Source organism: Aeromonas sp. LsrichE-8G (assembly GCF_022869435.1).
Lineage (GTDB): Bacteria > Pseudomonadota > Gammaproteobacteria > Enterobacterales > Aeromonadaceae > Aeromonas > Aeromonas caviae.
The window spans coordinates 55,016-74,046 of sequence record NZ_JALIHH010000246.1 but is presented as its reverse complement, the minus strand read 5'-3'; the positions used below and the strand labels follow the sequence as shown (position 1 = coordinate 74,046).

At 60.6% G+C, this 19,031-nt stretch carries 18 protein-coding genes and 2 pseudogenes; 3 read left to right on the top strand and 17 right to left on the bottom strand.

All coding sequences use genetic code 11. The features are described 5' to 3' along the window. A pseudogene (locus MUW49_RS20570) lies at positions 1–145 on the top strand (ISL3 family transposase); the annotation flags it as partial. 30 nt (positions 146–175) lie between these two features. Here the strand turns inward: MUW49_RS20570 and MUW49_RS20565 are convergent. From MUW49_RS20565 to MUW49_RS20555, 3 genes are read right to left on the bottom strand one after another with little or no spacing between them, the layout of a single operon-like run. After that, a complete protein-coding gene (locus tag MUW49_RS20565) occupies positions 176–1,786 on the bottom strand; it encodes an IS66 family transposase (RefSeq protein WP_052814785.1) in 1,611 nt (536 codons plus the stop codon). Between the two features lie 49 nt (positions 1,787–1,835). Further along, entirely contained in the window at positions 1,836–2,201 is a 366-nt protein-coding gene (gene tnpB, locus MUW49_RS20560) for an IS66 family insertion sequence element accessory protein TnpB (protein ID WP_042012890.1), read from the bottom strand. Further along, positions 2,201–2,509, bottom strand: coding sequence for a hypothetical protein (locus MUW49_RS20555; RefSeq protein ID WP_042012893.1), 309 nt, complete (start codon positions 2,507–2,509; stop codon positions 2,201–2,203). Before MUW49_RS20555 ends, tnpB begins: the two co-directional genes overlap by 1 nt. Positions 2,510–2,595: 86 nt before the next feature. On the opposite strand from MUW49_RS20555, the pseudogene MUW49_RS20550 reads away from it, so the two are divergent. Continuing rightward, positions 2,596–3,261, top strand: a pseudogene (locus tag MUW49_RS20550) (ISL3-like element ISAeme19 family transposase); the annotation flags it as partial. Between the two features lie 52 nt (positions 3,262–3,313). On the opposite strand, the gene MUW49_RS20545 reads toward MUW49_RS20550, so the two are convergent. The 4 genes from MUW49_RS20545 to rplU all read right to left on the bottom strand — a co-directional run bounded on the left by MUW49_RS20545 (position 3,314) and on the right by rplU (position 7,029). After that, entirely contained in the window at positions 3,314–4,684 is a 1,371-nt protein-coding gene (locus tag MUW49_RS20545; RefSeq protein WP_010673201.1) for a YjiH family protein, read from the bottom strand. 366 nt (positions 4,685–5,050) lie between these two features. Next, positions 5,051–6,253, bottom strand: coding sequence for an Obg family GTPase CgtA (gene cgtA, locus MUW49_RS20540; RefSeq protein WP_010673200.1), 1,203 nt, complete (start codon positions 6,251–6,253; stop codon positions 5,051–5,053). 189 nt (positions 6,254–6,442) lie between these two features. Beyond that, a complete protein-coding gene (gene rpmA / locus MUW49_RS20535) occupies positions 6,443–6,700 on the bottom strand; it encodes a 50S ribosomal protein L27 (RefSeq protein ID WP_010673199.1) in 258 nt (85 codons plus the stop codon). A gap of 17 nt (positions 6,701–6,717) precedes the next feature. Next, positions 6,718–7,029, bottom strand: a complete 312-nt coding sequence (gene rplU / locus MUW49_RS20530) for a 50S ribosomal protein L21 (protein ID WP_005304210.1) — start codon at positions 7,027–7,029, stop codon at positions 6,718–6,720. A gap of 242 nt (positions 7,030–7,271) precedes the next feature. Between rplU and ispB the strand changes: the two genes are divergently transcribed. Further along, positions 7,272–8,243: an octaprenyl diphosphate synthase gene (ispB, locus tag MUW49_RS20525; RefSeq protein ID WP_043152564.1), complete on the top strand. Its 972-nt coding sequence runs from the start codon at positions 7,272–7,274 to the stop codon at positions 8,241–8,243. A 76-nt stretch (positions 8,244–8,319) separates the two neighbouring features. Here the strand turns inward: ispB and MUW49_RS20520 are convergent, their stop codons facing one another. The 10 genes from MUW49_RS20520 to MUW49_RS20475 form a co-directional block, all read right to left on the bottom strand. After that, a complete protein-coding gene (locus MUW49_RS20520; RefSeq protein ID WP_043152561.1) occupies positions 8,320–8,520 on the bottom strand; it encodes a DUF2065 family protein in 201 nt (66 codons plus the stop codon). A 91-nt stretch (positions 8,521–8,611) separates the two neighbouring features. Then, a complete protein-coding gene (hflC, locus tag MUW49_RS20515; RefSeq protein WP_010673196.1) occupies positions 8,612–9,496 on the bottom strand; it encodes a protease modulator HflC in 885 nt (294 codons plus the stop codon). A gap of 3 nt (positions 9,497–9,499) precedes the next feature. Further along, positions 9,500–10,651 (bottom strand): FtsH protease activity modulator HflK, encoded by a 1,152-nt coding sequence (gene hflK / locus MUW49_RS20510; protein ID WP_010673195.1) that lies wholly within the window; start codon positions 10,649–10,651, stop codon positions 9,500–9,502. A gap of 91 nt (positions 10,652–10,742) precedes the next feature. Beyond that, on the bottom strand, positions 10,743–12,029 hold the full coding sequence (gene hflX / locus MUW49_RS20505; RefSeq protein ID WP_161470478.1) for a ribosome rescue GTPase HflX: 1,287 nt from the start codon (positions 12,027–12,029) through the stop codon (positions 10,743–10,745). A gap of 63 nt (positions 12,030–12,092) precedes the next feature. Beyond that, positions 12,093–12,356: an RNA chaperone Hfq gene (hfq, locus tag MUW49_RS20500; RefSeq protein ID WP_011704864.1), complete on the bottom strand. Its 264-nt coding sequence runs from the start codon at positions 12,354–12,356 to the stop codon at positions 12,093–12,095. A gap of 72 nt (positions 12,357–12,428) precedes the next feature. Further along, positions 12,429–13,346 (bottom strand): tRNA (adenosine(37)-N6)-dimethylallyltransferase MiaA, encoded by a 918-nt coding sequence (miaA, locus tag MUW49_RS20495; RefSeq protein WP_161470477.1) that lies wholly within the window; start codon positions 13,344–13,346, stop codon positions 12,429–12,431. Between the two features lie 92 nt (positions 13,347–13,438). Beyond that, positions 13,439–15,322, bottom strand: a complete 1,884-nt coding sequence (gene mutL / locus MUW49_RS20490; RefSeq protein ID WP_244813138.1) for a DNA mismatch repair endonuclease MutL — start codon at positions 15,320–15,322, stop codon at positions 13,439–13,441. Between the two features lie 106 nt (positions 15,323–15,428). Further along, complete coding sequence (locus tag MUW49_RS20485) at positions 15,429–16,979, bottom strand: N-acetylmuramoyl-L-alanine amidase (RefSeq protein ID WP_103261494.1); 1,551 nt, start codon at positions 16,977–16,979, stop codon at positions 15,429–15,431. Continuing rightward, positions 16,970–17,443: a tRNA (adenosine(37)-N6)-threonylcarbamoyltransferase complex ATPase subunit type 1 TsaE gene (gene tsaE, locus MUW49_RS20480; RefSeq protein ID WP_045523780.1), complete on the bottom strand. Its 474-nt coding sequence runs from the start codon at positions 17,441–17,443 to the stop codon at positions 16,970–16,972. The genes MUW49_RS20485 and tsaE overlap by 10 nt, the downstream gene beginning before the upstream one ends. Before the next feature lie 17 nt (positions 17,444–17,460). Then, a complete protein-coding gene (locus tag MUW49_RS20475) occupies positions 17,461–18,963 on the bottom strand; it encodes an NAD(P)H-hydrate dehydratase (RefSeq protein WP_134997940.1) in 1,503 nt (500 codons plus the stop codon). Positions 18,964–19,031 lie beyond the last annotated feature (68 nt).

Here is a 19,031-nt window from a genome sequence, read left to right as displayed (position 1 = left end):
CAAGCGCCGTTTGCAGACCAGTGTGGGCACCATCGAACTTGGGGAGGTGCGGCGGCTGGTGATGGATGAGTTTGCCCTGCACAAGGGACACCGCTATGCCACCGTGATCATGGATGCCGAGCGAACCCGCGTCCTGTGGGTGGGGCGTAAGCGCCGTTAAATCGACGTACTTGCCCTAACGGTATTGCGCCACTTTTTTTGAAATCGGCTCCAACGCCACATTCCACGGTAGCAGCGCTTCCAGCTTTTCCAGGCTGTCCGCGTCGCCGATCCGCTCCAGCACATAATTGATATACGCTGACGGCTCCAGCTGATTGGCCTTGGCTGTTTCCAGCAGCGAGTAGCAGGTCGCGCTCGCCTTCGCTCCTTGCGCGCTATCGGCGAACAACCACGCCTTGCGACCCACCGCAAACGGGCGGATCGCGTTTTCCGCCAGCACGTTGCTGATATGCAGATCGCCGCGCATGCAGTAACCTACCAGGCAAGACCACTGTCCCAGCGTGTACTCCATCGCTTTTCTCGTCAGCGACCCTTTCATCACCTTGCCGATCTGCTCTTCCAACCAGATTTTGAACTCTGCCAGCAGCGGCACGCTGCGTGACTGCCGCCCCTGATAGCGCTCGGCATCACTGCCGTCCCGCAGCTCCCGTTCGATAGCATAGAGTTTGCTGATATAGCCCAACGCCACATCGGCCTTGCTGGCTTTACGTTGGTCTTTCGCGGGGACAGCCTTCGTTGCTTCGATAAATTTACGCCGGGCGTGATCCCAGCAGCCGATACGGGTGAGCCCGTTTGTGCGGCACACCTCGGCGTAGCCAGAATAACCATCAGCTTGCAGGATACCGTCAAAACCGGCCAGCAGGCGCACGGGTACGCTGCCGGCACGCGACGGATCATATTCAAATAATACTGATTGTCGGCCCGGGGGACCGCCGCGGGTGACCCACATCCACTTATCCGATTGGGCCGTTTTGCCCGCTTCCTTGAGGACCTGGATCCGGGTCTCATCAGCTTGAAGGTAAGCGGCGCTGTTTTGTTCTTCGCGCAGCAGGTTCATCAGGGGCTGGAACACGTCATCCAGACGGATGAGCCAGTGTGCCATGCTGGTGCGACTCACTTCCTGCCCATGGCGCTTGAACATCTGCTCCAGGCGGTAGAGCGGCAGGCCATCAGCATACTTCGAGGTGATGATGTAGCCCAGCAGTGACGGGGTGGCAACGCATTTGCCCAGTGGATGCACCGGACGTTTGGCCGCGAGGATCACCTGTTCGCCATCGCGCTCGAATACTGCCTTCTCTTGCCAGATCTCCAGCACCTTGAGTTGGGCCGGGATGAACTTCAGCTCTTCTTTGACTTTGGTGAAGAAGACCTTGCTGGCCCCGACTTTCTCTTCATCGCTGAGGGTCAGTTCGAGACGTTCGCGCACCAATGACGGAGAAAAGCCGCGCTGACGACGCTTGGGAGCGATCTTGGCGGTGGCGGCTTCAGGCAACTGTGCTTGCAGAGTGTCGATCTCGACTTCCATCTCGGCTTCATCAAAGAGCTGGAGCTGGCTGGCGAGCTTTTCACTGCTGGCGGCAAAGCGCTGCGCCCTGCGTAAGCGCAGCAGCTCTTCAAGCAGCAAGATATGAGAATCACGCCGCGCGATAGCCGCGTCTTTGGAAAGGAGGGCTTCTTGTTGCAACGCCAGTTGTTGCTGAAAATCAGCAATCACCACCAACAACTCAGCAGCGGAAAGGCTGCCGAGTTCGGGCAATGGGGTGAGGTATTCAGGCGTTATTTTCATGGCTAAATTATAACAAAAACAACGTAGTAAAGCACTTATTTAGCCCGATTCAGAGCGTTTCATAGTGCAATTTTTTGTGGCCTTTCATCAGGGAAATATCATAGCCATCGAGCAGCCAATTGATCTGCTCAGCCGAGAGGGAGAGCAGCTCATCGGCAGGGGATGGCCATTTGAATTTCTCCTCGGCGAGCGCCTTGTAATAGAGCACAAAGCCGTTGTCCTCCCACATCAGGCACTTGATCTTGTTGCGGCGGCGATTGGTGAAGGCATAGAGGGCACCGGAGAATGGATTGTGCCCGAGTTGCTGCTCGACCAGCGCCGCCAGGCCATTGGCCTGTTTGCGAAAATCGATGGGCGCCCGGTAGAGGTAGATCTGCGGCAGAGTCAGGGCCGGTCGCAGGTAACGCGGGCGCATTACAAGAGCCTCATGATAGCGCCGAGCAATTCAATATTGCTGGCATGCAGGCCGGAGATGGCGATGCCGTTGGGCAAGGTGAGGGTCAAGCCTGGGTGGGTCGTCTGAGAGGGCGGCAGGGTGACACGAGCAAATCCGGCAGACGAGTCAGCCTTATCGAGTTGGGGTGTTGCCAGCTTTCTGCGCCAGTAGGAGAACTGGTGGTAGCTGAGGTCATGGAGTTTACAGAAAGCGGGGGCGGAAAGTCGGGATGAGAGCCAAGATGCGATCTGCTGCTGCCAAAATACGTCACGTTGTTGCGTAGTCATAGCTGAAACCTCGATGAAGAAACGATGAGGTTAAGTGTGACGAGCGTATTGTCCGAAAAACAGGTGCTGATCTAGGGGCGCTTACGGTGGGGCACGGCAACAGCCGGGCCGCTATCCGTCCCTTCTTCGAGCAGCTCGGCGAGCGATGCCAGCAGATTGAGGCGGTGGCGATGGACATGAACACGGCGTTCGACCTGGAGGTGAAGCAACACTGCCCGCAGGCGGAGGTGGTCTACGACCTGTTCCACGTGGTGGCTCGCTATGGCCGAGAGGTGGTGGACCGGGTGCGAGTGGAGCAGGCGAATGCACTGAAAAGCGATAAACCGGCGCGAAAAGTGGTCAAAAGTGCGCGTTGGTTACTGCTACGTAATCGGGCGAAGCTGAGTGAAAAACAGGATGTGAAGTTGCAGGAGCTGTTGGCGGCGAATCAACCGCTGGCGATGGTGTACGTGCTGAAAGAGGCGTTGAAGGGCATCTGGTATGCGCCGAGCGTGTGGGAAGGATGGCGACGATGGCGGAGCTGGATGCGGCAGGTGAAGGAAAGCGGGCTAGCGCCGCTGCAACGATTTGGTCGAAATTTATCGAAATATATGCGGGGGATCCTGGCGAGTGCAAACTACCCGATGCACACGAGTGTGCTGGAAGGGGTGAACAACAAGATCAAAGTGATAAAGCGTATGGCATATGGATTTAGGGACTCAGAATACTTTTTTCTGAAAATCAAGGCGGCCTTCCCCGGAAAGCCGCGATGAACCAAAAAAAACGGTCAACCCAGGTTGACCGTTTTTCGTTCCACTTCGCCCCTTAGAACAGCAGGTGCGCCACACCGGCAATCACCGGCAGGGTGACCAGGGTGCGCAGCAGGAAGATGACGAACAGCTCCCACAACTTGACCGGGATCTTGCTGCCCAGCAACAGAGCGCCCACTTCCGACATGTAGATGAGCTGGGTGACCGACATGGCGGCGATCACAAAGCGGGTGATGTCGCTCTCGATAGTGGAGGCCAGCACCGCCGGGATGAACATGTCGGCGAAGCCCACCATGATGGTCTTGGAAGCAGCTTCCGCCTCCGGCAGTTGCAGCAACTCGAGCAAAGGCACGAAGGGCGCCCCCAGCCAGTTGAACACCGGGGTGTGCTCCGCCAGCATCAGGGCACAGGTCCCGACGGCCATCACCACCGGCAGCACGCCAAATACCATGTCCAGGGCGTTTTTCACCCCTTCACGCGCCACGGCGCCGAGATCCGTCATGCTGTCGGCCTTGGTCAGGGCACGATGATAGCCGTAGCTCAGCACGCTGTGCTGATGGGGGATGGCCTCCTGCTTGCGGCACAGGGGAGTACCGTCGCTGTAGACATCCTTCTTCCAGGAGAGCGGCGGCAGGCGCGGTACCACGATGGCGGCCACCACACCGGCCAGGCAGACGGTCAGGTAGAAGGGGACGAACATGTGCTCCAGCTTCACCTGGGAGATCACCACCAGACAGAAGGTGATGGAGACGGCGGAGAAGGTGGTACCGATGACGGCCGCTTCCCGCTGGGTGTAGAACTTGCCTTCATACTGCTTGCTGGTCAGCAGGATCCCGACGCTGCCATCACCGAGCCAGGAGGCGAAGCAGTCCACCGCAGAACGACCCGGCAGACGGAACACCGGACGCATGATGCGGGTCATCATGGTACCGACAAACTCCAGCAGACCAAAATCCAGCAGCAAGGGCAGCAGCAGGCCCGCAAAGATGAAGACGGAGAACAGTACCGGCAGCAGATCGTGCAGCACCAGGCCGCCGGTCGCCCCTGAGCGCAGCACCTCGGGACCGGCTTCAAAGAAGGTCAACAGCACAAAGACCCCGCCCAGCACCCGCACGCACGCCCAGAAGGGGGAGACGTTGAACAGGCTGTTGAGGAAGGGGCGTTTTACCAGGATCGCCGGTTTGAACAGCCAGGCGATCAGGGTCATCAGCATGGTGGTGGTGATGATGGCGCTGACCATGGCCACCAGATGATCGGCAAACACCGTTTGAACCAGCTTCGCCAACACGGCGACGGGAATGGTGACATTGCCGTCATAGATGACCGGGGTCATGAACAGCAGGATCCCGATCAGTGACGGGATCAAAAACATCAGCACGTTGCGGCGAGTACGGATTGCCGGTGCTTCCAGGGTCTTTTCCAACATATAAACAGCCTTAAATGTGACTTTTCCTTCAGCCGGGCCGCCTGCATACTCATGCCCTCGCCCGGAAAACGGGCGCAAGAATAACCCAAAAAACTGCACAAACAAGCCGTTAATTGATCATTTCAAGCATAAATATTTTATCAGGCGAACCATCCATAAGAACAAACCAAAACAGTCATGCATATCGATTCAATTTGAATGGTTAGCATAATGTTTCATACAGGTTACATTCAGGTGCGCAGTATAATCCGCAGCCACTGTCAGGCAATAAGAGACATGAAAAATATATCTATAGGGTGACCCCGTCGATCCTCCCATAAAAAAACCGGAGCCTGTCTGGCTCCGGTCTTGTCACGAACATGATGCTCAATCGCGAACGTAAATGACTTCGACGCCGTCGTCGTCCTCATCGTCCCAGTCGTCATCGTCCAAGCCATCATCGAAGGCCTTGGACGCCGCCAGGGCATCGGCTTCCGCCTTGGCCAGCTGGTTCTTGTGATAGTCGTCCCACTTGAACTCCACCTTCTCGATGGCGTCTCTGGCATCTTCCGCCAGCTGACGGGGCATGGTGTCCAGCAGATCCAGGATGTCGTAGCACACCTTCTTGGTGCCTTCCTTGCTGATGGCGGTGATGGCGTAGACCGGACCTTCGTGGTTGAGGGCTGCCTTGACTCTGTCCATCACTTCCTGAGCCTCTTCTTCCAGGATCAGGTCCATCTTGTTGAACACCAGCCAGCGCGGCTTGCCCGCCAGCTCGGGGCTGTATTTTTCCAGCTCCCGGACGATGGTCACGGCATTCTCGGCAGGATCGGAGCCATCCACCGGGCAGATGTCCACCAGGTGGATCAGGACGCGGCAACGCTCCAGGTGCTTGAGGAAGCGGATACCCAGGCCTGCTCCCTCGGCAGCCCCTTCGATGAGGCCGGGAATGTCGGCAATGACGAAGGAGCGGGAGTTTTCACCGCGTACCACACCCAGATTCGGTACCAGGGTGGTGAAGGGGTAGTCTGCCACTTTCGGACGGGCCGCAGAAACGGCGCGAATGAAGGTGGACTTGCCTGCGTTGGGCAGACCCAGCATGCCGACATCTGCCAGCAGCAGCAGCTCCAGCCTCAGGGTACGCACTTCACCCGGGGTGCCGTTGCTCTTCTGGCGCGGCGCCCGGTTGACCGAGCTCTTGAAGCGGGTGTTGCCAAGGCCGTGGAAGCCGCCCTTGGCAACCAGCAGCTTCTGATCGTGACTGGTCAAATCCCCCAGCAGTTCGCCGGTGTCTTCATCGGTGGCGCGGGTGCCGACCGGTACTCGCAGGATCTTGTCCTTGCCGCGACGACCGGTACAGTTGGCACTCTGGCCGTTCTCGCCACGCTCGGCGGCGTGGAAGCGCTCGAAACGGTAGTCGATCAGGGTGTTCAGGTTTTCATCGGCCACCAGATACACGTCGCCACCATCACCGCCGTCACCGCCGTCCGGGCCGCCGTTCGGGATGTACTTCTCGCGGCGGAAGCTCACACAACCGTTACCACCGTCACCGGCATCGACTCGAATCTGGACTTCATCAACAAACTTCATAGGTAACCGTCACCTTAATTCGAAAAACCGATACGCAATTATAGTGATACGGGCCCCTTCGGGCGAGGCGCATCTGGCCGATGAGGGCTGTCAGCGCCGGCTCATCCGCGTGCCGTTTTTTCGTCAAACTCATCAGAAAAACAAAAGCCCCGCCAGGTTGGCGGGGCTTCGGATCCTTGCGGTCCGTAATTACTCAGCAACGATGCTGACGTACTTACGATTCTGCGGACCTTTAACTTCGAACTGCACTTTACCGTTCGCGGTAGCGAACAGAGTGTGGTCCTTGCCCAGACCAACGTTCTCACCAGCGTGGAACTTGGTGCCGCGCTGACGAACGATGATGCTGCCAGCCAGAACTGTTTCGCCGCCGAAACGCTTCACGCCCAGGCGTTTAGCTTCAGAATCGCGACCGTTGCGGGATGAACCGCCAGCTTTTTTGTGTGCCATCTATCGGACTCCTCTAATTAAGCGCTGATGCCAGTGATTTTGACTTCAGTGAACCACTGACGGTGGCCCGCTTGCTTACGGTGGTGCTTACGACGACGGAACTTGACGATAGTCACTTTCTCGCCACGGCCGTGAGCCACAACTTCAGCCACAACCTTGCCACCTTCAACGAAAGGAGCACCTACTTTGAAAGTGTCGCCTGCAGCAACCATCAGCACTTCGTTGAAGTCGATGGTAGCGCCAGTCTCAACGTTCAGCTTTTCCAGACGAACGATTTGACCTTCGGCCACACGGTGTTGTTTTCCGCCGCTTTGGAATACCGCGTACATTTGATTAACTCCGTAAAGGCGTGTCTTTTGCTCAAGGCCAGACACGCACAAAAACCTATAACAATGGGCGGGCATTCTACGCAGAACGATTTGCCGAGGCAAGGCCAATTTAGCAAAAAGTTTATTTTGTGCGCATATCTGCCCCCGTGAATAAACGCCTAACTGTAACCCATTGTGAAATCGTGTAGAATCCCCGCCATTGCTAAAAACGCAGTAAATGCTGCCGTCACGTTACGAGACTTATGGACCAACAGACTATCCGTGCGCTCTGTGCCGCCGACATGACGGCGGTCAATGAACTGATCCTGGCGAGACTCCAGTCCGATGTCAGCCTGATCAACCAGCTGGGTTTCTATATTGTCAGTGCAGGCGGAAAACGGATGCGCCCCATGCTGACCGTGATGGCCGCACGCGCACTGGGCTATGAGGGTGAAGATCACCTGAAACTGGCCGCCATCATCGAATTCATTCACACCTCCACCCTGCTGCACGACGACGTGGTCGACGAATCCGACCTGCGCCGCGGCCGGGAAACCGCCAACGCCCTGTTTGGCAACGCCGCCAGCGTCCTGGTGGGTGACTACCTCTACAGCCGCTCCTTCCAGATGATGAGCGAACTCTCCAACCTGAAGGTGATGGAGATCCTCTCCGATGCCACCAATACCATCGCCGAAGGAGAAGTGCTGCAGCTGATGAACTGCAACGATCCGGATACCACGGAAGAGAGCTACATGACGGTCATCTACTGCAAGACCGCCAAGCTGTTTGAAGCCGCGACCCGACTCGCCGCCGTGCTGACCCATCAGCCCGAGCCCGTCGAGCAGGCCATGACCGACTACGGCAAGTACCTGGGTACCGCGTTCCAGATCATCGACGACGTGATGGACTACTGCTCCCAGAGCGAGGAGATGGGCAAGAACGTGGGTGACGATCTGGCCGAAGGCAAGCCGACCCTGCCACTGTTGCGTGCCATGGAAGTGGGTACCCCGGAAGAGCGTCAACTGGTGCGCGATGCCATCGAGCACCGCAACGGGATGGATCACCTGGAGCGTATTCTGGGCATCCTGGATCGCACCGGAGCTCTCGAATACTCCCGCCAGCGAGCTCGGGAAGAGGCTGACAAGGCCATCGACGCCCTCGCCATCCTGCCGGACTCCCGGCACAAGCAAGCGCTGGAGACCCTGGCCCACATGGCGGTGCAGCGCAGCGCCTGATGCCAGCCGGCGGACAATAAAAAAGAGGCCCTCTGGCCTCTTTTTTATTGTCTGAATTCGCCGTGCCACTGTCGTATCAACACAGGTTATAACGGGCCAACGCCCACAAGATGACACCACCGGCCACCACCAGACAGCCGCCGATGCGGCGCAGCTGTTCCGGCGGCAACTCCCCGAGCAGGCGCAGCATCTGCTGCCATGCCCTGGGAGCAAGCAAAGGCCCCAATCCTTCGAAGAGCAGCAGCAACCCCAGCCCCATCAACATGGATGTCAGCATCACCTCTCCTTATCCCTGTTCCCCTGCCGGTCTGTGACCGGCAAACAAAAGGGCCTGAATCATCAGGCCCTTGGGTCATATCAACACGTGTTTACTGCTTGTTGCCGTGCGGCGACTTGAGGTAGCGGAAGAACTCGCTGTCCGGTTTCAGGACCATGAGGTCGTTGCCGCCGGCGAAGCTCTTGCGATAGGCCTCCATGCTGCGCACGAAACTGAAGAACTCCGGGTCCTTCTTGTAGCTGTCGGCATAGATCCTGGCTGCTTCGGCATCCCCTTCACCACGCAGTTGACGGGCATTACTCTCGGCGTCGGCGATCATCACGGTCACCTTGCGGTCGATGTCGGCACGCAGGATCTCGGCCTGCTCGCGGCCCTGTGAACGGTGTTCACGGGCAACCGCGGTCCGCTCGGCACGCATCCGCTGATAGATGGAGCTGGAAACTTCCACCGGCAGGTTGATCTGCTTGATGCGCACATCCACCACCTTGATGCCGAGCTCGGAGGAGCGCGCCATCTTCATCAGGGCATCTTCCATCACGGTACTGCGCTCGCCGGAGACGATGTCCTTGATGGTACGGTTACCGATCTCGGAACGCAGGCCGTTGTTGATCTTGCGCTTGAGCAGGTCTTCAGCCTGGATCTTGTTGCCACCACCGGTCGCCAGGTAGTACTTGGAGAAGTCCTCGATCTTCCACTTCACGTAGGAGTCGATGATGAGGTCCTTCTTCTCGGACGTAACGAAGCGATCCGCCTGGCCTTCCAGAGTCTGGATGCGGGCATCCATCTTGCGTACCTGGTCGATGAGCGGCACCTTGAAGTGCAGACCCGGCTCGTACAGGCGCGGTTCACCGGAGTCGACCCGTTTCACCTTGCCAAACTGCACCACGATCCCCTTCTGTCCTTCATCGACGATGAAGATGGAAGAGAAGCAGACCATGGCGGCCACAGCGATGACACCAATAGCTAGCTTTTTCATCTATCAGTTTCTCCCTGTGCTGAAACGATCACCGCCACGCAGCGGGGTCGGAGTGGAGTTGGCCCCTTCGTTGGACGGCTGGGCCGCCTCGACTGCCGGGGTGCCCGCAGGACGTGCCGGTTGCACGGCATTCGCCTTGCCAGAGAGCTTGTCGAGCGGCAGGTAGATCATGCTGTTGTTGCCAGCCGGCATGTCGACCACCACCTTGTTGGCCTGCTGATAGAGCTCTTCCATGGTTTCCAGGTAGATACGATCACGGGTCAGCTCGGGCGCGGCCTGATACTGGGGCAGCAGCTCGTTGAAGCGAGCGACTTCACCCTTGGCCTTCAACACGATCTGGGACTTGTAGGCTTCGGCCTCCTGCTCCAGACGTTTGACCTGGCCACGAGCCTTGGGCTCCACTTCACGGGCATAGGCTTCCGCTTCACGGATGAAACGCTGCTCATCTTCCTGGGCGGAGATGGCGTCATCAAACGCATCCTTCACCTCTTCCGGCGGACGCGCCGGCAGGAAGTTGACGTCCACGATCTGCAGACCCATCTGATAGGGCTCGATGATGCTGTCGATCACCTGCCAGGTTTCCTGACGCACCTTCTCACGACCCGTGGTCAGCACATCGTCCATCCGGGTGTGACCCACCACGTAGCGCAGGGCGCTGTCGGTGGCCTGGCTCAGGCTCTCGTCGGCGTTGGTCACGCTGAACAGGTACTGCTCGGGATCGACCACGCGATACTGCACGTCCATCTCGACCCGTACCACGTTCTCATCCTGGGTCAGCATGAAACCGGACGCCGGCAGGGAACGGACAGACTCCACGTCCACCGGGATCACCCGGTCGATGAAGGTCGGCTTCCAGCGCAGGCCGGGATCCACGTTGTGGGAGTATTCGCCAAAGCGCAGCACCACGCCCCGCTCGGCTTCACGAATGGTATAGAAGCCGCTGACGACCCACACCACTACCGCCACCACCAGAGCGATGGAGAGGCCAAACTTGCCTACATCGCCACCACCAGACTTGCCGCCACCGAGCAGACCACCAAAACGGCGGCTCACCTTGCGCAGCATCTCGTCCAAATCAGGGGGTCCCTGATTCTTGCCGTTGTTCCCCCAGGGGTCACGGTCTTTGCCGTTGTTACCAGGCTCATTCCAAGCCATCAGCGTCTCCATTAATACATGCGGATGGATATCATCTCTATCGGGTCATCAACCGTTGATGAAGCCAGCAAACATTCATCTCATCGACGAATCAATGCCTGATAAAGCGTTGTAAACTATCACCTTCTTGTTTCATGAGGCGGTTCCAGTCAGCCAGTTGCAGGCGGACTTCCAACACAAAATCCCCCTCCTCGCTGAAACCTTCCTGCTCGATGCCCTTGAGGCGATAGAGCGCACTGCGCAATCTGGCGGCCGAAGGCGGCAACTGCAGGGTGTGGTGCACCATGGAGCCGGCCAGCAATTCAGTCAGGGCCGTAAACAGGTCTGCACATCCTTCCCCGGTCTGGGCTGACAGCCAGACCCGCACCGGGCGCCCCTCTTCGTCACGCTCCAGCCCGACCGGATGTTCACCCAGCTTGTCGATCTTGTTGCAGATCATCAGCTGGGGTCGGTCATCGGCTTCGATCTCGGCCAGCACCTGCTGCACCGACTCGATATTTTCCTGCATCTGCTCATCGGCACAGTCCACCACGTGCAGCAGCAGGTCCGCTTCGCGGGTCTCCTGCAGCGTCGCCTTGAAGGCCGCGACCAGATCATGGGGCAAGTGTCGAATAAATCCAACTGTATCCGCCAGAATCACATCACCCACATCCTGGATCACCAATTTGCGCAGGGTCGGATCCAGGGTTGCGAACAATTGGTCGGCAGCATACACGCTGGCAGCTGTAAGTTGGTTGAACAAAGTGGACTTTCCGGCGTTGGTGTAACCCACCAGGGAAACGGTCGGCACCTCGTTGCGGTTGCGGGCACGACGCCCCTGCTCCCGCTGCTTGGCCACCTTGTCGAGGCGGCGCAAAATGGCCTTGATGCGCTCACGCAGCAGGCGTCGGTCGGTTTCAAGCTGGGTTTCACCCGGGCCGCGCAGACCGATCCCCCCCTTTTGTCGCTCAAGGTGGGTCCAGCCTCGCACCAGACGAGTGGAAAGATGGCGCAACTGGGCCAGTTCGACCTGCAACTTGCCTTCGTGAGTGCGGGCGCGCTGGGCGAAGATATCGAGGATAAGGCCAGTCCTGTCCACGACCCGGCACTGGAACAGACGCTCCAGGTTGCGCTCCTGGGCGGGGGTCAGGGCATGGTTGAAGATGACCACGTCGGCGTCCAGCATCTGGACCTGGGACGCGATCTCTTCCGCCTTGCCGCTGCCGACAAAAAATTTGGCGCTGGGTGCGCTGCGACTGGTGGTGATCACCCCCAGTGCATTGACCCCGGCCGAGCTCACCAGCATCTTGAGCTCGTCCAGATCCTCCCGCTCGCCCTCATCGCTGAAGTTGACATGTACCAGAACGGCCTGTTCACCAGCTTCGTAACGGTCAAACAAGCGCTTGCTCCTTGACAGGTATCATGATGGATCTGAGTTGGCGAGTGAACTCGCCGCAGGATATCACGCCTCGGCTTCACCCTGCTCTTCACCGGCGGCGCCCGGGGCGTGCTGGTGATGGTTGACGGCACGGGCCGGCACCACGGTGGAAATGGCGTGTTTGTAGACCATCTGGCTCACGGTGTTCTTCAGCAGAATGACAAACTGGTCAAACGATTCGATCTGACCCTGCAGTTTGATGCCGTTCACCAAATAGATAGAAACAGGAATACGCTCACGGCGCAGCGCATTCAAAAACGGGTCTTGGAGAGATTGCCCCTTAGCCATCTTTCTTTTCCTTATAGTTTGTTGTTTTTAAACACCGGATATTCAATATAACAACCTGATTATACAGGAGTGTCAAGCCGGACCAGCTTGGGCGACGACCCTGGCCAGATTGCCAGACTCACCAGATTCCAACCAGGTCACATCAGGCCAACCGCGCAACCAGGTCATCTGACGCTTGGCCAACTGGCGGGTGGCAACAATGCCGCGATAACGCATCTCATCATACTCCACTTCCCCCGCCAGGTAGTCCCACATTTGGCGGTATCCCACGCAGCGAATGGAGGGAAGATCCGGGGTGAGATCCCCCCGCTCGTAAAGCGCCCTGACCTCCTGCTCGAAGCCGCAGCCCAGCATCTTGTCAAACCGCTGCTCGATGCGCTGGTGCAGCACGGCCCGATCCCTCGGCGCGATGGCAAACTGCAGCGCCCGGTAGGGCAGCCCCTCTCCCTGTACCTGGGTCAACTCGGTGAGGGTCTTGCCGCTGATGCGGTAAACCTCGAGCGCCCGGCACAGGCGCTGGGGATCGTTGGGGTGGATGCGGGCACCGGCCACCGGGTCGATGCGCACCAGTTCGTCATGGAGCGCCTGCCAGCCGAGGCGGGCAGCCTCTTCCTCGATGCCGGCCCGAATGGCGGGATCGGCGGAAGGCAGCGGAGAAAGCCCCTCCAGCAGCGCCTTGAAATAGAGCATGGTGCCGCCCACCAGCAGCGGAATGCGACCACGGTCGGCGATCTCTTTCATCTCCCGCAGGGCATCCTTGCAAAAATCCGCCGCCGAATAGCTCATGGCGGGATCCAGGATGTCGATGAGCCGGTGCGGGGCCTGTGCCAGCTCGGCTGGCGTCGGCTTGGCGGTGCCTATGTCCATGCCGCGATAGATGAGCGCGGAGTCCACGCTGATGATGTCGCAGGGCAGGGCCTGGCACAGTTCAATGGCGAGATCCGTCTTGCCGGAGGCCGTCGGCCCCATCAGAAAAATTGCAGTCGGCAAGTCAGCCACGTTAAACACTCCCTTCGGCCGCCCCTTCACGGGCGAGCCGGCATAAAACTGGTCATATGGATGCAACAGACGACGAGACGCCGTCAGTTGCCATCGGCAAACTCGGCCAGCACGTTCGCCAGCGACAACGGGCGTACCATGCGAACGTCTGCCAGTTGGTCACTGAAATCGGCAACAAGTTCCGTCAACAACCGGGTGGCAGTGGCAAAATCGTATATTTTTTCGGCACTTATGCCTTGTTCCACCAACCACTGGCATAGTACCCCAGCCTGCGCGTCGGCATCACTGTCAGATCCGCTCTCGACCAATTGCAACAATTCGGGTAAGAGGCGGGCCAGATCGGTCTGGCGCAGCAGGGCGGGCACCCGAGTCAGGATCATGGTGTCGCGTCCCCCGCTTTTCAACTCCAGCCCCATGCGTTTGAGCAGACGTTCCCGCTCCTCCACCAGGGCGACCAGGTTTTTCGACAGCTTGAAGGAGACCGGCAGCAACAGAGGCTGGGCCGCCAGCCCCTGGCCCCAGGCATCCAGCAGCCAGTGGCGCAACAACAGACGCTCGGCGCGCACCAGGGAGAGCAGCGCCAGTTGCCCCTGACGCTCCATCAGCAGATAGGCCTGCTCGACCAGGCTCAGGGCGCGCCACTCCCCCGTTCGGGCTGGCGTCTCGACGGCACCGCTCTCGGCTACGGGCCGGGATGCCGGCGTCGCCACCTCGGGCAGGGTGGTGAGCAAGGCGCCCATGCCTCGCATGGCGGCCCGGCTCGGGGGTTCGGGAGGCTGGTAGTGTCCTCCCCTGCCACCACCGCCTTCCCGCACGCCGTCGCCATCTCGCGCAGGGGCAGGAGCCCGATAGCCGTGTTCGGCACCGTACCACTCGGTGCGCGGCGCCTGACCCGGATAGGTGATCTCCGGGCTGCCCGGCAGCTCGACCTGGGTCTCGGCCAGGGGGGCATCGGTGGCGCTCCCTGCCCCGTCCTGGCGCAGTGCGGTAAACAGCGCCTGGAAGATGAAATCGTGGATGAGACGCGCCTGATGGAAACGCACTTCGTGCTTGGCCGGATGGACGTTGACATCCACCTGGCGGGGATCCAGCTCGATATAGAGCACATAGGCCGCGAAGCGATCGGCGGGCAGCAGCTCGTCATAGGCCTGGCGAATGGCGTGATTGATGAGCTTGTCCCGCATCATGCGGCCATTGACATAGGTGTATTGCAGGTCGTTCTGCGGCCTGGCTCCTGCCGGGGTGGCCAGCCAGCCCCACAACCGCACGTCGCTGTGTTCGCTCGATACCGCCAGGGCATGGTGCATGAAGGGGGAACCGCAGACGGCGGCGAGGCGGCGCTCCTGCTCCGCCACCGTGTTGGCCGCCTTGTACTGGCGCACCACCTTGCCGTTGTGGCGCAGGATCAGGGTAGCGTCGAAGCGGGAGAGCGCGATGCGGCGCACCAGTTCGTCGATGTGGGCAAATTCGGTCTTTTCGCTGCGCATGAACTTGCGCCGCGCCGGGGTGTTGAAGAAGAGATCCACCACCTCCACCGTGGTGCCCACCGGGTGGGCTGCCGGCTTGACGGTGACGCTCATCTCACGCCCTTCCGCCTGGGCCTGCCAGGCCTCGCTCTGCTCTGCCGTGCGGGAGGTGAAGGTGAGGCGGGAGACGGAGCTGATGGAGGCGAGCGCCTCCCCGCGAAAGCCCAGGCTGTTGATCCCTTCCAGATCGTCCAGGGTCGCCACCTTGGAGGTGGCGTGGCGCGACAGCGCCAGCACCAGCTCATCCCTGGCGACACCGCAGCCGTTGTCACGAATGCGGATAAGCTTGGCGCCTCCCTTGTCGATGTCGATCTCGACCCGGTCGGCGCCCGCATCCAGGCTGTTTTCCACCAGTTCCTTCACCACGGAGGAGGGCCGCTCCACGACCTCACCGGCAGCAATCTGGTTGGCCAGAATCGGCGGCAATATACGGATTGGCATCGCTTGCTCCTGCAGATGAAAAAGGGGAAGAGGTGGACCTGGCGCCATCAACGCTCACCGCCCCTCCCTGCCATCGGCAGAGAAGGGCAGCGTTCTTCAGCCCGCGCTATTTTCGCGGAATATAGAGCACCTGCCCTATCTGGATGTCCCGTGACTTGAGCTTGTTGATCTCCACCAGTCGCGCCTGACTCACCCCATGTTTTTCGGCGAGCCGGGAGAGACTCTGGCCACGGGTGACCACGTGGCGGATCATGTTGGACTTGTCGTTGCTCTGCACGCTGGCTACCGGCGCACTCGGCTCCTGGGCTGCGACCTTGTAAGGTTTGATCACGCCGGCACCGGAGGCGCTGCCGACACTGCTGACCGGGGCGCCGCCCTCACCGACGCGATAGGGCTCGCTCGCCGGCATCCGGTTGGTCACGACCTGCTGCGTTGGCTGGGCAGCCGGCTTGCTGACAGCGACCGGCTTGCTGGCAGGCGCCTGACGCGGTGGGGCGGCAACCTGCCCCTTGCCGGTGAGCATGGGCCCCTTGGTCGGGTGGCTGCGGTAATAGTTGCGGATCCCCTCGAAGATGGCCCGGGCCAACTGATCCTGATAGCTGGCGGTGGCCAGCAGCTTCTCCTCGGCGTGGTTCGAGATAAAGCCCGTCTCCACCAGTACAGAGGGGATGTCCGGCGCCTTCAGCACCGCCAGACTCGCATGTTCCGGCGCCTTCTTGTGCAACCGGGCCACCCTGCCCATGGAGCGCAGGATCTGGCGGCTCACCTCATAACCTTCGGCCCTGGACTTGTCCATGGAGAGATCCAGGAAGGTCTGTGCCAGATAGGGGTTGGGATCGGATTCGGCCAATACCTTGCCGACGCCGCCGAGCAGCTCACCCTGCTTCTCCTGCTTCTCGAGCCAGCTGCCCATCTCGCGGTTGGCACGGTTGGTCGACAGCACCCAGACGGACGCGCCGCGCGGGGTCGAGTTGTGGAAGCTGTCGGCGTGCACCGACACCAGCAGATCCGCCTTGGCCTTGCGGGCGATCTCGGAGCGCTTGTTCAGGTCGACGAAGTAGTCGCCGCGCCGGGTCAGCACGGCACGCATGCCGGGCTCGCGATCGATGAGGGCCGCCAGCTTCTGCGACACCGACAGGGTCACCCGCTTCTCGTAGGTGCGGCGCGGGCCGATGGAGCCCGGGTCTTCCCCGCCGTGACCAGGATCGATGGCGATGACGATGGCCTTGCCCTGTCCCCCGACGGGCGCGGGTTGTGCCGCCGCGCTGCCCTTCTCTTCGTAGGGCAGATCGATCACCAGACGGTGGCCATAGGGACCCGCCGGCGCCAGCGGGAAGACCACTGGCTTGATGGCAGAGCCGAGATCCAGCACCAGGCGCAGGCTGCCTTGTTCAAGGGGCGTGCTCTCGCGGATCTTGCGCACCAGCTCGCTCTTGTTCTCGATGCGGGCCAGGTTGGTGGCGTTGCTCGCCCCTTTCAGGTCGATGACCAGACGGTTCGGACCGGTCAGGGTGAAGTAGTTGAAATTGGGGGCGCTGCTCATGTCGAGCACCACCCGGGTGTTGTCCGGTGATGGCCACACCCGCACACTCTTGAGCTGATTGGCCCAGGTGGGCAATGCCATCAGGGAGAGAACAAAGACAAGGATCACGCGCACTGAGATGACAACCGTTCCAGAATGGCTTCGCCGATAGCAGTGCGGGCATCAATCTGCACCTCGCGCTGCTCGTTTGCATAACTCAGGGTGATCTCGAGATCCGGGGCTGGCAGCCAGCCCTCGCCCTTCTCTGGCCACTCCACCAGGCAAAGGGTATCGGCGGCGAAATAGTCGCGAATGCCCATGAACTCCAGCTCTTCCGGGTCGGCCAGTCGATAGAGATCGAAGTGATAGACCTGCCACTGGGCAAGCTCATAGGGCTCCACCAGGGTATAGGTCGGACTCTTGACCTTGCCCTCATGACCCAGTCCCTGCACCCAGCCTCGGGTCAGGGTGGTTTTGCCGGCCCCGAGGGCACCGTGCAGAAATACCGTGGTGGCCTGCTGGCACGCCTTTGCCAGACGGCCACCCAGCGCCACTGTTGCTGCCTCGTCCGGCAGTGTCATCATCAAGGTTTTTGCCATGTTCTTCTTGTTACTTGTTACTGTGTCGGATTGACCAGACGACGGATCCAGGGCAGCAGATCCGATGCCAGCATGCCCCTCTCACCCTCGGCGGCGGCCAGATCGGCGGCCTCTGCGTGGATCACGGCCCCGAGTCGGGTGGCCATGCCCGCGGACCAGCCCTGAGCCAGGAGGGCGGCGATTATACCAGACAAGAGGTCACCCATGCCGCCACTGGCCATGCCGGGGTTGCCCTCGTCGCACAGGGAAATACGCCTGCCGTCGCAGATGAGCGACCCCGCCCCCTTGAGCAGCACCACGCCACCGTAGCGCTGTTGCAGCCGCGAGACGGCCGCAAACCTGTCCCCCTCGACCTCGGCGATGGTGCAGCCCAGCAGGCGAGCCGCCTCCCCGGGGTGGGGTGTGAGCACCCAATTATCCTGATGACGGGGGGCCTGCGCCAGCCAATTCAATCCATCGGCGTCCAATACCAGTGGCACGGCGGCTCCGATGCCCTGTTCGAACCGGTCCCGGCCCCACTCATCCTGACCGAGCCCGGGGCCCAGTACCTGCACCGATGCCCACCCTTCATCCATGTCCGCCGGGCATCCCATCAGCTCGGGTTGAACCAGGCTGGCCGCAGGGCAATCCGGGTGCTGGCGCAGGCGTACCAATCCCGCCCCCGCCCGCAGACAGGCCTGACCCGCCAGCAGGATGGCCCCCTGCATCCCGAGGTTCCCCCCCGTCAGCAGTACCTTGCCGCTGTGTCCCTTGTGAGCCGAGCGCCTGCGCGGGGTCAGCAACCCCTTGAGGCTGGGATAATCGATCCGCTCGGCAGCGGGAACCCGTTCCTCCCCCGGCGTCACTCCCAGGGGATCCCGGTCGAGGTGGCCGACTCCGTCTACCCCGTCGGCGGTGAGCATGCCCTGCTTGATGCCGATGAAAGTGAGGGTGCGGGTGGCGCGCACCAGTGCGCCCATGGCGCGGCCGGTGTCGGCATTGAGACCGGAGGGGAGATCCACCGCCAGCACGGGCGCGTTCAAGCCATTGATTGTTGCGACGATCTTTGTCATTGACGAGGAGAGGGGAAGCTGGACACCGGTACCGAGCAGTGCGTCTATGACCAGATCCGGCGGCGGCAGCGTGGCGGGCAGCAGATCCTCGGCCATGGTCACGCTCCCCCCCGATGCGAGCCACTCTTCGGCAGCCCGCCTGGCATCTCCCCTCAGCAGGCCGGGAGCCCGGGCGGCAATCACCAAAGGCTCGAGGCCGATGCGCCGGGCAAGGCGGGCCAGCACGTAGCCATCCCCACCGTTGTTGCCAGGGCCGACGAAGATCCACCACTGGCGGCTGTCGGGCCAGTGGTGACAGGCATAGTTGCACAGCGCACTCCCAGCCCGCTCCATCAGCACATAGAGGGGCAACCCCTCGTGCTCGGCCCAGCGCCGTTCCATGCTGCGGATCTGCTCGGCCCGCCACAGGGGTTGTGCTAGACTCTCCCACTCATTTTTGCGGATAGCGTCCCCGAACACCTCTACCATGACGGCCCCCACGTTTCATCATCCCATGACCCGGCAACTGGCACGCCATATTGACGCCCTGCGCCTGC